General features: G+C 39.1%; 10 protein-coding genes and 1 pseudogene. 4 read left to right on the forward strand and 7 right to left on the reverse strand.

Annotation, left to right across the window (positions count from 1 at the left end; all coding sequences use genetic code 11):
- Positions 1-190: 190 nt before the first annotated feature.
- Positions 191-853 carry a ribonuclease T gene (rnt, locus tag AAEU28_RS11795; RefSeq protein WP_421964293.1) on the forward strand — a complete coding sequence of 221 codons (663 nt, stop codon included), beginning with the start codon at positions 191-193 and terminating at the stop codon, positions 851-853.
- Between the two features lie 172 nt (positions 854-1,025).
- Here rnt and gap read toward each other — a convergent pair whose 3' ends face one another.
- The 5 genes from gap to AAEU28_RS11820 form a co-directional block, all read right to left on the reverse strand.
- A complete protein-coding gene (gene gap, locus AAEU28_RS11800; RefSeq protein WP_421964294.1) occupies positions 1,026-2,033 on the reverse strand; it encodes a type I glyceraldehyde-3-phosphate dehydrogenase in 1,008 nt (335 codons plus the stop codon).
- 14 nt (positions 2,034-2,047) lie between these two features.
- Positions 2,048-2,668, reverse strand: a complete 621-nt coding sequence (locus AAEU28_RS11805) for a bifunctional 4-hydroxy-2-oxoglutarate aldolase/2-dehydro-3-deoxy-phosphogluconate aldolase (protein WP_138559641.1) — start codon at positions 2,666-2,668, stop codon at positions 2,048-2,050.
- 23 nt (positions 2,669-2,691) lie between these two features.
- On the reverse strand, positions 2,692-4,545 hold the full coding sequence (edd, locus tag AAEU28_RS11810) for a phosphogluconate dehydratase (protein ID WP_138482827.1): 1,854 nt from the start codon (positions 4,543-4,545) through the stop codon (positions 2,692-2,694).
- Positions 4,546-4,939: 394 nt separating this feature from the next.
- Entirely contained in the window at positions 4,940-6,571 is a 1,632-nt protein-coding gene (locus AAEU28_RS11815) for a DUF342 domain-containing protein (RefSeq protein ID WP_421964295.1), read from the reverse strand.
- Positions 6,572-6,978: 407 nt separating this feature from the next.
- Positions 6,979-8,469, reverse strand: coding sequence for a DUF3360 family protein (locus AAEU28_RS11820; RefSeq protein ID WP_421964296.1), 1,491 nt, complete (start codon positions 8,467-8,469; stop codon positions 6,979-6,981).
- A gap of 360 nt (positions 8,470-8,829) precedes the next feature.
- Between AAEU28_RS11820 and AAEU28_RS11825 the strand changes: the two genes are divergently transcribed.
- The 3 genes from AAEU28_RS11825 to AAEU28_RS11835 all read left to right on the forward strand — a co-directional run bounded on the left by AAEU28_RS11825 (position 8,830) and on the right by AAEU28_RS11835 (position 12,697).
- Positions 8,830-10,566 (forward strand): hypothetical protein, encoded by a 1,737-nt coding sequence (locus AAEU28_RS11825; protein WP_421964297.1) that lies wholly within the window; start codon positions 8,830-8,832, stop codon positions 10,564-10,566.
- A gap of 63 nt (positions 10,567-10,629) precedes the next feature.
- The gene (locus AAEU28_RS11830) at positions 10,630-10,929 is read left to right on the forward strand and encodes a hypothetical protein (protein WP_421964298.1); all 300 of its coding nucleotides are present in this window, start codon (positions 10,630-10,632) and stop codon (positions 10,927-10,929) included.
- A gap of 136 nt (positions 10,930-11,065) precedes the next feature.
- Positions 11,066-12,697, forward strand: coding sequence for an ankyrin repeat domain-containing protein (locus tag AAEU28_RS11835; RefSeq protein WP_421964299.1), 1,632 nt, complete (start codon positions 11,066-11,068; stop codon positions 12,695-12,697).
- Between the two features lie 63 nt (positions 12,698-12,760).
- Here the strand turns inward: AAEU28_RS11835 and AAEU28_RS11840 are convergent.
- Positions 12,761-13,733 (reverse strand): annotated as a pseudogene (locus AAEU28_RS11840) (IS481 family transposase).
- A 103-nt stretch (positions 13,734-13,836) separates the two neighbouring features.
- A complete protein-coding gene (locus AAEU28_RS11845; RefSeq protein WP_421964300.1) occupies positions 13,837-14,877 on the reverse strand; it encodes a hypothetical protein in 1,041 nt (346 codons plus the stop codon).
- Positions 14,878-15,035: the final 158 nt, after the last annotated feature.

Here is a 15,035-nt window from a genome sequence, read left to right on the forward strand (position 1 = left end):
GCTTTGTACTTCACAACGTTCTCCGTACTGACAAAATAATGCCGCTTTGATGATCTCAACAACTCAAAAGCAAGAAATATGCCGCAAGCATTATCATTCAGTAAGTCTAAATAACTGAGACATATTTCGGGTCGCAAAAATCTATCTAAACAGTATAATACGCCCCTTAAATTCATAACATAAGTGCATTATGGCAGATCAAGAGCAAACTTTATTTTCCCAACGCTTTCGTGGTTTCTTTCCTGTAGTTATCGACGTAGAAACAGCTGGCTTTAACAAAGACACAGATGCGCTATTAGAAATCGCTGCCACAACTTTAAAAATGGATGATGAGGGTGTTCTAAGTTTAGATCAAACTCTACACTTTCATGTAAAGCCTTTCGAAGGTGCAAACATCGAACAAGCAGCCATTGAATTTAACGGTATAGACCCATTTTCAGAATTACGTGGTGCTGAAGATGAAGATGTTGTGATCAAAGAAATCTGTAAAATGGTGAGAAAAGCTCAAAAAGCTGCGGGTTGCTCTCGATCAGTTGTTGTTGCACATAATGCCGCGTTTGATCATGGATTTTTAAATGCCGCGATAGAGCGCAATAAAATAAAGCGCACGCCTTTTCATCCGTTTGTTAGCTTTGATACCACCTCTTTGGCAGGTCTTGCACTAGGCCAAACTGTGCTTGCAAAAGCGTGCCGCACAGCCGGTATTGAGTTTGATAATAGCCAAGCTCACTCAGCCCTTTACGACACCGAACGTACAGCCGAGTTATTTTGCTTTATCGTAAATAAATGGCAAGCATTAGGGGGTTGGCCACTACCTGAATTAGAAGCAGAAGAAGACGAAACAGAAGCGTAGCCTTTTATTAATAAAGAATAGAAATATCTAAACTTCTCTCATTAGATAAACATATTTCACCAGACATAAAAAAACCGCTTATCGAAGCGGTTTTTTATTGCTAACTTTAACTTTAATACCAAGCTCAATAATAAAGTGGTCTATTTGAAGTATTATTAAAGCTTGGAATACTTTATAGGTATTGGCCTAATGCTTTAACCTGGTCGATCATACGGTTAGAGAAACCCCATTCGTTGTCGTACCAAGCCATAACTTTAACAAGCTTACCATCAACCTTAGTTTGCGTTGAATCAAATACTGATGACGCTGGGTTGTGGTTGAAGTCAATTGAAACTAGCGGAAGTTCGTTGTACTCAAGTACTTCGGCCATTGCACCTTCAGTTGCAGCCGCTTTAACCGCAGCATTAACTTCTTCAGAAGTTGTTTCGCGAGAAGCAATGAATGTTAAGTCGACTAAAGATACGTTAACTGTAGGAACACGAACCGCCATGCCGTCTAACTTGCCAGCAAGCTCAGGTAGCACTAAACCAACTGCTTTTGCAGCACCTGTTTTAGTTGGGATCATAGACTGAGTTGCACTACGCGCACGGTAAAGATCTGGGTGATAAACATCAGTAAGAACTTGGTCGTTTGTGTAAGCGTGAATAGTTGTCATGCTACCCTGTTCGATACCAATTGCATCATTTAATGCCTTAGCAACTGGGGCAAGACAGTTGGTTGTACAAGATGCATTTGAAATGATACTGCTAGAAGCGTTAATCACTTCAGAGTTCACACCGTGAACAACCGTTGCATCAAGATCAGTACCTGGCGCTGAAACGATTACTTTTTTCGCACCCGCTTCAATGTGCTTAGCTGCAGCATCACGAGACGTGAAGATACCTGTACATTCTAATACGATATCAACATTAAGCGCTTTCCAAGGAAGGTTCGCAGGATCACGTTCTTGCGTAAGCGTGATTTCGTCATTACCAATCACTAACGTATTTTCAGCTAGCACAACTTCTTGGTTGAAACGACCATGTACTGAATCAAACTGAGTTAGGTGCGCATTCACATTAGCTGGTGCTAGATCGTTGATAGCGACTATTTTAATTTCTTCGTTTTGACCAGACTCGTAAAGCGCTCGTAAAACATTGCGACCGATACGGCCATAACCATTAATTGCGATATTAATCATTTTCAGTTCCTCGACTATTTTACTTCACTTGCTTGTTTCGCAAGCGCTTCGATCGCCTGCCAATCTTTGTTTGCGATAAGTTCTTTATCTAGCATCCAAGTACCGCCAACACACACGACGTTATTTAGGGCAAGGTACTTAGGCGCTGTTGCTAAGCTAATGCCACCCGTTGGGCAGAATTTAACTTGTGGTAATGGACCACCAATTGACTTAAGCATTGGTGCGCCACCTGCAGCTTCTGCAGGGAAGAATTTTAAAAACTTGAAACCATGTGACGCTAAATTCATCACTTCACTTGGTGTGGCTGCACCAGGTAAAAATGGAATGTCAGTTTCTTTAGCAAGTGCTAAAAGCTCATCATTTACACCTGGGCTCACCATGAAGTCAGCACCGGCTGCAACTGATGCTTCGAATGTTGCTTTATCAATCACAGTACCTGTGCCGACGTAAGCTTCTGGTACTGCTTCTTTCATTAGTTTTACCGCTTCTGCCGCAACAGGTGTGCGAAGAGTAATTTCTAGTGCTTTTAGACCACCGTTATATAACGCTTTTGCTAACGGTACTGCGTCTTCTAAGTTTTCTATCACCACCACTGGTACAACTGGTGCTGATGTTAAAATGTTTTCAATACTCATCTTGTTCCTCATTCCCAATGCTTTTATTCTTCTAGTCCAAAGGCACTCGCGCCTAGGTCTGCACTGCTTACGATATTTCTAAATCCTGCGAATAGCTCACGGCCTGTGCCATAAGTTGGTTCTGTATGGCTGATAACATGCTCACGCTTTGCTAACTCTTCATCTGATACATGGAGAATTAAGTCGCCATTTGGTGCGTCTAGTGTGATCAAGTCACCATCATGAATTTTAGCGATGATCCCGCCTTCAACGGCTTCTGGTGCTAAGTGGATTGCTGCAGGTACTTTACCTGACGCGCCAGACATACGGCCGTCAGTCACAATCGCCACTTTGTAACCTTGATCCTGAAGGGTTGCCATTACAGGCGTTAATTTATGAAGTTCTGGCATGCCCTTCGCTTTAGGGCCCTGCTCTTTAATCACCGCAATGAAGTCTGTATTTAACTCACCTGCAGCGAACGCATCTTGTAGTGCAGCTTGAGAACTAAAGACTTTAGCTGGCGCACTCACAAATTGGTGTTGCTCTTGAACAGCCGAAACCTTGATAACCGCTTTACCGATGTTACCTGTTAGTAGCTGAAGGCCACCTTGCTTATTGAATGGGTTGCTCACAGGGCGAAGTACTTCTTCATCTAGTGAGTTTTCAGGACAAGGCACCCACTTCACTTTGCTCGGACCTGTGTTGCTAGACATGATTAGGTTGTCATCAACATCTAACACTGGCTCTTGGGTATAAGCATCTAGGCCTTCACCAACAATAGTCTTCACATCATTATGTAAGAAGCCACCGTCACGTAATTCACGCATTAAGAAGCCCATACCACCCGCTGCTTGGAAGTGGTTAACATCCGCAGAACCATTTGGATAAATACGTGTTAATAGAGGCACAACTTCAGAAAGCTCAGCCATGTCTTTCCAGGTGATTTGAACACCAGCCGCTTTCGCCATGGCAACTAAGTGAATTGCGTGGTTTGTTGAACCACCAGTAGCTAGCAAACCAACTAAACCATTGATCACTGTTTTCTCGCTAACCACTTCGCCGATTGGATTTGCATCTTTACTTTCAATAAGTTGCTTGAGCATTAACTCAACCGCACTGCCCGTAAGGCCATCACGTAATTCAGTGTATGGGTTAATGAAAGAGCTACCAGGAAGGTGAAGACCCATGATCTCCATTAGCATCTGGTTTGAGTTTGCAGTACCGTAGAAAGTACAAGTACCTGCACTGTGGTATGACGCACTTTCTGCTTCAAGTAACTCTTCACGAGATACTAAGCCCTGTGCGAACTTTTGACGTACACGTGCTTTTTCTTTATTTGGAATACCAGACTGCATTGGGCCTGCTGGTAAGAAGAAAATAGGTAAATGACCGAATGAAAGCGAACCAATTAATAGTCCCGGTACGATTTTGTCACACACACCTAAACAGAAAACACCATCGAATACATCGTGTGAAAGTGCCACGGCTGTAGACATCGCAATCACGTCACGAGAAAACAGTGATAATTCCATACCGTCACGGCCTTGAGTCACACCGTCACACATAGCAGGTACGCCACCAGCAACTTGTGCAGTTGCATCATATTTTTCTGCAATCTTTTTAATTAGCGGTGGAAAATCAAGGTAAGGCACATGCGCCGAAAGCATGTCATTGTATGAATTGATAATTGCTAAGTTAGGTTGTTCATCAGCTTTAAGGCGATCTTTATCTGAGCTTGAACATGCAGCCATAACGTGAGCTAGGTTGCCACATCCTAAACCAGCGCGCACACGTGTTTGTTTTTTTGCTTCTTCGATGCGTGCTAAGTAGGCTTGGCGTGTTGCTTTGCTGCGTTCGATAACACGCTCTGTGACGGCTTGGATACGAGGATGTAACATAAAATTCTACTCTACTCAAAATTTAAGAGGATAAAAGGCTCAGTACAATTAAAGACTCCACTCTAAATGTACCGAGCATCTTTAGATTTACCCGTTCAAAGGTACGCTATCAGGTTGTCTCTCACCTCAACCTGACACCGGTGTCATATTATTGAGCCACAAAGCTGACACCGGTGTCAACACCTAACCTTCAATTTAGTCAAAGATTCATAAATGAACAAATTTCAGTTGTGTGAGAAAAAGCTGCACACTTTTTTAAGGAAAAGATTACAACCAACTACAGAAGCTTGATTTATATAAAGTTTTAAAGATGAAATAATTTCTAGGGAAAAAAAATGTAAAGGCTCCGAAACACAGGAGCCTTTAATTGATAAGTGAAATTTAATTTAAAATTTTAAGACAAAAACTGCTGGGTGATCTTGCCTTCATCTAATTTGACTAAATGAGGTGGGTAAATTCGCGTAAATTGCTTAGAGTCTCTGGCTATTGTTACCTCAATGCCAGGGTGCATTAAATCATTAACCTTGACTCGACTACTCATCAATAAGCGCTTCAACTTTTGCTGAACGAGCTTTAAGTTGCGTTGATTTCGTTGGTAGTGGGCATTCAACTGCTTCTCGTTAGCCAAAAGTTTATTTAAATAAGCTGTTTTTTGAGGGGTTTCAGGAGCTTTTGCCGCTTTTGCTTTGGCTTTATTCAACGCAATTGCTTTTTCAGACAAACGTTTTTCAAATAACTTAAATTCGGTTTGTTTATCTTTTAGTTCATGAAAAGACTGTGCAATGGCAATATGTGTTTTGGTACCAGAAGGGGCGCCTAATTCACCAGTCTCAATACGTAATGCATTTAAAACCTTTCCACCAATTAACTTACCTCGAGGTGTGTCTCCTTTTCCTACCCGAATAAGTCTTCTAGAAGATAAATTACAATGCAATGCTTGCTTTTCAATTAACAAATCTTGCTGTGTTTCAATATGAACATATTGCGCATAACCAATTGAAATACTTCTTTTTGCACGTATAAAGCATGAAAAGTCGAGTTCTTCTGTAACTTTGCGACCTATTGCACCTTGCACAATAGTGATGGCATTTTCGCTTTGTAAGTCAGCAGACTCAACAAAACCAAGCACGGTAATATCGCCAGTCGCTTTCACTTTCATACCATCTTTAACGTCGCCACTGATGATCACAGAACCATCAAACTCTATATGCCCTGTGCTGACATCAACATCGTTGTAGCATAATACGTCATCAACACGCATACCTCTTGGTAGCGCTACTGGTACGCCTTTCGCGTCTGCAATTAATAAATTTGGATCTTTGTCGGAGATTTTGGTGCCTTCAAGTACTTCAATCGCAAAGTTTTTACCTGGTTTAGCCTCTATCACATCACCAAAAACAGAGTAACCCTGTGAACCTTCGGTTGCTGGAATACGCTTCATCAGTGGACTACCCGGCTTGACAGTGATTATTGCGCCTAAATCGCGCATATCTACTTTGCCACCGTCTTTTTCTTGAGGGCTTAAAATTCTATCTTGCGCTGTCATACATAAACGCACAAACCGTGCATCAGTTCCGTCTTTAGCACGCTGGCCATGAGCTACAATGGCACTATATTGTGAACCAGGAGGTTGTTCGAATTGCTGTCCTAAACATTGTTCAAGTGCATCTCGATTTACGCCTTTAACAACGCCGGCTTTTTGAAGTGCCGCTTTCGCATCATCTAGAGATACGATTTTTCCACCGCAAGCAGTAGTCACTTGCGCATTAGCCATCATGTTGGATTCATCAACTTTGATCATGATTGACGCATCAATCGCTTTAGCAACGACTAATGAATCTTTCCCGTAATCATCGCTCGAAGAAAATAACTTACCTATATTGGCATGTATAACTTCAAAGTCAGCATAACTAGATTGTTCTAACAACTCTAGGAGCTGTGAAGCACTAGCAGGGAACCCTGACTCGACAGGGTGTGACAATAAGTACACATATCCATCACCCTCATCAAAACGAAACAATGACATAAGTCTTTCCACACTATGATTTATTATTGTTATTGACTAAAACACGACCAGGCCATTTCACCACAACCTTCAGGTATTGTTAAGTTGATTTTGATCAATCAAGTTACAAAGCTTAAAGAATTGTAAATGGCGAGATTTCGAGCATTTGAAATATTAAACACTCTATTAAAATATTTCTATTAGTTACATTAACTTATCGACAAGAAAAACAAGTGCTTTAAGTAAAAACATAAAAATAAGAATAAAGCATTATTTTACACATGTAGCTAAATCAGAAACTTAAACTGTACATTACAGGCAAAATATCGCGTAGTAAATACTAAAAAAGATAAGGTAACAGTTGAGTATGACACTTAATACAGGAAAGGAATAAAAAGGCAGAGCTCACTTTACTCTGCCCATTTGATTTATCTAAAACTTGGCATAATTGCAGGTAAACCTGGTAACAAGCCAACAAGTGCCATGACACCTGTTAACACTACAAACATAATTAAAGGTATGATCCAACGGTTCATAGAACTCAGCTCTTTACTTCGCTCCTTACAGCCAATTAAACCTAAATTATCTAAAAGCATAGTTAACGACCAGCCAAACGCTGGATTAACTAACGCAGATGAGAAAACAACAATGGCTGCTGACTGAGTTGTTTTACCTTCTCGCGTCATTTCCATACCCGCCTCAAGCAAAGGAATAAACACTCCAACGATTAAGGCTACACACAATACTGGCTGCCAAATGGCTAAATCCATTGGGTAACCCCAGATACTAGCAATGACACAAAACAATGCCGTTAAAATCGCTCCAGCAGGAATTGGACGTTTCGCAATGGCTGCTGGCACAATGTAAGTCCCCCAAGATGAGGTGAAGTTAGCACCACCTAAAATAGAGCCGAACGTCTGACGAATAGACGCACTCGTCATCGTATCGTCAATGTTCATTTGTACTTTTTCGGTACGCGCTGGATAACTGATTTTTTGAAAAACTTGATGACCTAAGAAGTCAGGCGACCACATAGCGACAGCTAAAATGGCAAAAGGCAGTACTACAATAAAGCTTTCAAGCGTAGGTAAACCTAGCATCCAACCCGAATTTTCACCCCACCAATACATAGGATTCATGTTTGGTAAGCCTGGGCCTGTTTTAAACTCAAATGGCGCGCCAAGCGCAAAAGCAACACCACCGCCAAGTAAGCAACTTAATGGCACTGCCAGCCAACGCTTTTTAAAGTGCTCTAATAACGCATATAAAACGATGGTACTGAGAATAATTATGAAAGCGATATGAGACATATCAATTCCTTCAGCCCATGCAAACAGCTTTTTTACTTGCGAAGTTGTGCCAATAAACCCAAGGTACAAAAGCAAACCACCACAGACTCCTCGACTGGTAAGCCCAGCCAAAACACTCCCGCCTTTGCTTATTGCGAGCATTAAACCAAACGCCCCTATAAGCAAACCAAATGCCATAGGGTGGCCACCCGCCGCAACCACAATAGGAATAAGTGGAATTAAAGGCCCATGGGTACCAGCTAAGTTTGCGGTTGGTAATAGAAAACCAGAGAACAGCAAAATAAATAGAGCAACTATTAACAATTCATAGCGCACATTTTCAAGAATGAACCCTTCCCCTAGCCCCAAAGGTGCTGCAAATGTTGCTGCGATAGCCCCTACCATCACAATTTTACCTATGGTCCCCGCCATGGCAGGAATGGTGTCTTCTAGTTCAAATCGGTAATCTTTAAAAGGCAGGTTTGGACGCCATCGTTTCGGCTGCATGATTTGCAATTCATGCTCTAGATATTCGTCGCGTGTTTTAAATTCTGAACTTGCACGGTGTAAATTTTGATAACTGTCTTGTTGGGCTGAGTCGCCTCGGTTATCTAAATTCGATGTTGTCATCACATCTCCTACTTCGGATGTTGGTATTATTTGATGCTACAAGCATAAAGCAACCAAATCTGAAAAGAGCTTAGCAATAAGTCGAGTATTTCATCCTATAAATTAATGAGTTCGATTACTCACGTCTATAATATGCTCAACTAATGTTCAACCCGAATAAATAACAGCCAACCTATTAATTAATGATAACTTTTAAAGAGATTAATGATTGCGAAGCGCATATATAGACGTTAGAGTGCAATCACTAAGTCACATTGTGACTCTGAATACAAATTCAGGGGCTGATTAGGATTCTTCCTAAACCTTAAAAATCAAGCCCTCCAGAGCATTTCTATCTTAGTGGTACACAGAGTGAGCCACATGCCAGCCTCAAATCGAGGCACATATGAACCCAAAAAAAAAATTGAGACTAGTTGTTTTGTAGACTCTGACATTGCCCAAAAATCTATTTTTTCATTTTGTGTGCCTTCTCCGAGTTCTCCTTCTCCGAGTTCTCCTTATGAGGAAAATTTGACTCCGAATTGTTCTCTTTTTAGCAAAAAACCACTTTTGAAATTAGATTCGTTCAAAAAACCATCATCACGAATAATCGATGTCAAAAGGAACAATTACCTTTTTTCTAGAAATGGCACTTATTATCTCCGCAAGCGATTCAGTCGTGAAAATTGTCAAAACAACACCAACGCAAAAAAATTGCCGAGCGAGATAAAATTTAGTTTAAGAACCAAAGACTCTGCTCAAGCAATTATTGCTGCAAATGTGTTTTCAGAGCTGCTTCTGCGTTTTGATAAGCAACTTAAAAGTCAGGATCTAAAGGAGATTCAAAAAGTGATTTTAGTAACTAAAAAAGTTATTCGTACAGTGTTAAACGGCACAAACGTAAATCAGATTCTGGCGAATATGCCAGTTGAAGATTTTGATGTTGAAGCACTGTCTATATGTGAAGAGAACTCAGAAATGGCTACGTTAGAGACCGCTGCTACACCAACGCTAAGATTAGATGCTGAACAACAGTTTGCTGAGTTTTTACAAGGTTCAGAAATCATATTTGATTTAAATGGCAAACCTTTTCAAGCTGCTGTGTCAAAAATTGTAAGGCGTAAACAATTTATAGGTAGCCTTGCTCAGGCAAGACATAAAAGTGATTACAAGGAAGAAAAAGATTTAATAATGCACGCCAGTAAATTTGCAGATTTCGGCGTTGCTGACAACAGCATCATCCAACCAAAAGAGACGCTAGTTATTCCGACATTAGAGCAAGCATTAAAACTTTACCTTGAAGATTATTTTGGGATAGATCTGGAGCTATGGGACAAAGAACCCGATTATCGTAATTCTAAAGAAAACGATAGAGCTAAAAAGTTGAATGAAGCTATTCATGAGCTCTTATTTTACTGTGGGAATAAACCAATAAATGAGTATAAAAGCCGTGATTTTGACCGAATGTTTAAAGCAATGCAGAATTGCCCTAAAGCAAGAGCAAAGCATTACAAAACCCTCTCTTTAGAGGAGATTGAAGCTATTGACTGGTCCAAAGTACTCAGAACTAAAAAAGACGGTACAAGCGAGTACGTTGATATCACGCTAGCTGCATCAACTTTAGATAAATATCGCCAAAAACTCAGGCAATTTTTTAAATGGCTGATTAAGAACCTAAATGATCACGACGATACCTATGATCTGATTAAGGTGAACCCTGTGCAATCAAAACCAATAAAGAAAGCACAGAGAAAAAAGTCTTGGGCTGCATTTTCTGAAAGTGATCTTTCAAACATTTTCAAGAATGAGTTAGTTATAAATGCAAAATACGACTGGCAATTTTGGCTTCCAATTTTGTCAAGAGCTACAGGGGCAAGACCAAACGAGTTGGCACAGTTGACTGCAAGTGATGTTCATCAAGATACAATCATACTTGAAGGCGATTCGCACCCTACTACGATTCATTATCTAACTATTGATGATGCACTTGCAGGTCAATCGACAAAAAATGAAGCTAGTCGCCGTCATGTTCCACTGCACCCAAAAATCATAGAGCTTGGCTTTATGGAATATGTAAATAAAATACGTCGTACTTCTAAAAAGGATGCTTCACTTTAGCCTTCTTTAACACCTAAAAATGGCTAATACACGCCTGCGTATAGCAAGTGGTTCACCAACAAAGTGCTAGATGACGGCAATGTAATCAAAGATAGGTTTGATGAAGATAACTGCAAAAAAGTGACTTACAGCTTCCGAGCAACATTCATAACAAGCTTTATCGAGCAGAAGTTAAACAAGTCTCTACTACAGCAAATTGTAGGACACCTAGATCAAGACAAAGAGAGAATGACAAATCGTTACACCAAGAAGTTTGCTAGGGCTGTAATCTTCAAGGAGTTAAGAGACTATAAAATGCCTGATTTAGAGGTTTTACTTGAAAAGAAAAAAGAAGAGTTAAATCTGCATAATCTGTTTAATTAGTTAAATAAGAAGATCTAAAAAGCATGGATGCTAACTATACGCCATCATATTGTTTTATATAGATATATAGTTAGCTTAGTTTTATTTTAGATGATAGAATTTGACCCTATTTTAAGAACAAATTAAGGCCTCTAATATGTATCGAATTCTTATGGTGCTGATGTTACTAGTTTTTTGTAATGTTGTCTCAGCATCAATAGATAATGCTTGGAAAAACGTACATCGCTCGATTGATGATGGTAATCTTCAACTTCTAAAACAAACTCTTACTAAACATCCAGACATACTCAATTACTCTAGTAAATCAGGAAAATCATTGATGAGCTTTGTAATTGAAGAAGAAAGTCTAACACTCGACGAAAAAAGAGTATTTTTAGAATATATGCACCAAAGTGGTGCTCGTTTTGACCATGGCTTTGGCGAAAAGAAATTAACCCCATTAAGCAATCTATTCCAATATATAAACCATGAAAATCAGACACCTATAACTGAAATTTTGCTAAGTATCTCACCTCAAGCAACTAACGTAACTGATGTAAATGGAAAAAAAGTTTTAAACCATTTCATACCTAACCCCGACACTTTAGAAGCTTTAATTAAAGCCGGTGCAGATATGTATCATTTAGATAAAAATGACCGCACACCTTTGATGACTCAAGTTAAAAATGGCTTTGATGAATCGGTAAAAAGATTTATAGAATTAAAAGTTAATATTAATACAGCAAATAGCAAAGGTTATGTTGCCTTACATATGGCAACGCATGTAGGTGCATACGATAATGAAGTTAAACCTTATGACAGAAAAACAAGAATTACTCAAACCTTGATTGATGCGGGTGCAAATATAAATGCCCGCTCTAAAAACGGTAGAACACCACTAATGGAGCACTTAAGTGGAAGACCTGATTTCACAGTTTTTGACGAAGAACATTCCTTTAGCTACCAAGATAGTGCAATTGCTTTAATAAATGCAGGAGCGAATATCAATATTGTTAACGAAGATGGATTAACAGCCCTTCACTTTGCTGCCGCAAATGGTCATTTTAAAGTAGTTAAACAGCTACATAAATTAAAAGCAGATATCAATCTCAAATCCAAAGATGGCGTTTCCCCCTTAGAGTATGCTGCAAGGAATGGGTATGCAGATATTGCTATCTTTCTGAAAGAAATGGGAGCAAGTACTGACATCTCAAAAAATACAAAGCCATTCATTCAAGGGCTTGTAGATTCTGATGTCAATGCTTTTATTAAAGCTCTGAAGCTAGAAGATGAGGAAAGTGTCGAACAAATTTATGCTGACTTATCTAAAAGTTATAAAGCTTATTGGAATAAAAATCAATTAAAGGAAATTACAGCCTACTTTAGTAAGGAGTGGCCTTTGATGGTAGCATCAAGGCTTATTTTTACTATTTTAAAAAATGATGATATGGCTTTAAGTGTCATTCTAGATAACATCGAACCTGAGTTCATCATTGAAGAGGCTGAAGAGTTTCCCTTACACTACGTAGTCGGGCGTGGAAGGATGGATGCTATTGAAATTGTATTATCACATCAGTTTAATATTAACGAGCGTGATGATGAACTTGATACACCTTTAATGGTTGCGGCAATGAACGGGGAATTAGCAGTAGTAAAAAAACTCCTGAATAGAGGAGCCAAACCTAATTTAAAAAATCCTAGTAATGATAAAACGGCCTTTGATTATGCTCTAGAAGAAGGTCATAACAAAGTGGCTCGATACTTATTGAGCCAAATAGAGAAGAACTAAATTGTACAAACTAAACTTGAACCGCCAGATTTGATTAAATTAAATGAAAATAATTTGTGTTATTCATAGAGATCGTTTCAATTTTGCGATCTCTAAATCCCTTCGGTAATTGGACAATTGAACACGTTCATTATGCGCTTGATAACCCCCCCTCAATTTCATCTGAAAATAGAGTTTGTTCACTAGCTTCAAAATACCTTTCTATCGGTGTTTTTCCATTGTGAACACTGTGTGGTCACTCCCAATTGTAATAGTGCTACCACTAAGCAAGTTGCTCGTGAATATCTTCAGATTTCAAATTAACAGTTGCATAAAATTCAGCTTTATCTGTTTTTTGAGAGCGTTCAACTTTGCCATTTAAGTGCGGTGAAGCGGGCTTATTTGGTCGGAATCTTATCTTGTATATCATGAATAACTTTTGCACTTTTTCAGCAAAAAATTCTGTTCCTCGGTCTGTCTGAAATCGCTATATAGGGAATGGCATTTCTTCAATTACAGACTCTACAAAGTCAATGGTATTAGTGGCACTACGTCGTTTATAAAGCCTTAACACTCGATAGCGTGTACAGTCATCAATAGTTGTGTACTGATATAAATTAGGGGCTATTTTACAGGTGTCCATTTGAACTCTTTCGCCAGGAATAGGCTTAGAGTATCTTTTGAAGTCAGGCTTTCTACGATAAATAACAATAGGGTCAACTTGATGCTTTTTAAGCACTTTATGAATAGTAGCTAACCCTAACTTAATTTGCTCATTTCTAAGCAACTCACTTTGAATTCTTCGAGCACCTAAGTTTCTAGATTTTCTTAAGACTAAAATCTTAGCTTCTAATTCTGGAGATATTTTTTGATTTGGTGAACTGTGAGGTCTTTTACTTAAACTTTTAAGGCCATCAAGACCTTGCTCTTGATACCTAGATCACCACTTTCGTAATTTTGGTCTAGATATTCCACAACGCGGGCAAACCAAACCTGCGTTGTTTGTTTCTTGATAAAGCTTTATCCAATTAAGTCTTTGTTGAATTTCATCGTTCATAACATCCAAGTATAGAAAGGGTGTCTATGAATCACACACCTAAACCCAGAACAGTCCGATTTACATTAGTCAATCGGACTGTTTTACAAAATATCTACAGATTTTATAAAGGCGTTCGTTCGCTACATAGCTCCCAAGAAGAAGCATTAGGAATGTAAAGATGTACCCCAGGCGTAGTTGGCATCCCTTCAAAAGTTGGTTCACTATTATAGTAAATTTTGTTGACTGCTGACCAACCATTAACGATTACTTTCATTGTGTCATTTTTAGAGTTATAACGCTCCAAATATACTGACATATAACCATTTACTTCTCTTGGTATATGTGAAGGACACGCAATGCCACCACAGCTCCTAATAATTGGAGGAGAAGTGTATTTTAAGACACCATTTTTACAAAATGCAGTCCCTTGGCTATCAAGAGATAAAAGCACTTCCATCTTCCTCTTTTCTCTTTGCTGTTGAGCAATCCTTTCTTTTCTAAGCTTTTCTTGCTCAATTCGCGCACGCTCTTGCTGCTCTGCTAACAGTTTCTCTTGCTCAATTCGCGCACGCTCTTGCTGCTCTGCTAACAGTTTCTCTTCAAGTAATTTTCGCTCTTTAAATCTAGTTTCTATCTCAGTTAGTAAATGCGTCCGAGCTTCATTTAGGGCTTTAGGCTCTAATTGCTCATCAGTCACTTTAATATGTGTCCAACCCTGTCCGGAATCAGAATAACTAGGACTGTATAAAGATGTCTTATAGGTATCTACATTTTCATTATTTTCTATATATCTAGAAACAACATGTAAGCTATTAAACTTATGTGTAGGTATATTTAGCTTCTCCCCATTCCTAAGTATTACTTCTGAATAATAGGACGACGTACCTTTAATTTCTGAAATATCGCGATAGAGGTTTAATTTGCAAGTCCCAAAAGAAATGTAGTATGGTTCAATAGTATCCGATGAGTCATTTGCTGGAGTAAGGGCGAATAAATCTAAAACTTTTCCGCCAACAGTTAACTCAACCAGTTTCCCTAAAGAGCCTGTTTCATCAGTTGATTGGTAGTATTCGCAGGGTTGATTTTGTATAGAAACCAAACTGGTTAAACTACAACCAGAAATCAGCGTGGATGATAAAAAAATAAAAGTAAGTAGACGCATGGATTATTATATCCTTTATTGATTATCCCCATTTCAGGGCCAAAGGGTGAATAGTATAATAATCTGCTTTGTTTGCGCAACTCATCACCTGCCAACTATTCAAAAATAAAACACCTTAACAGTAAAAACCTTTAAACTTATAACCTTAGCGACCTTTT

The sequence above is a fragment of the Pseudoalteromonas sp. SS15 genome, assembly GCF_049257195.1.
GTDB lineage: Bacteria > Pseudomonadota > Gammaproteobacteria > Enterobacterales > Alteromonadaceae > Pseudoalteromonas.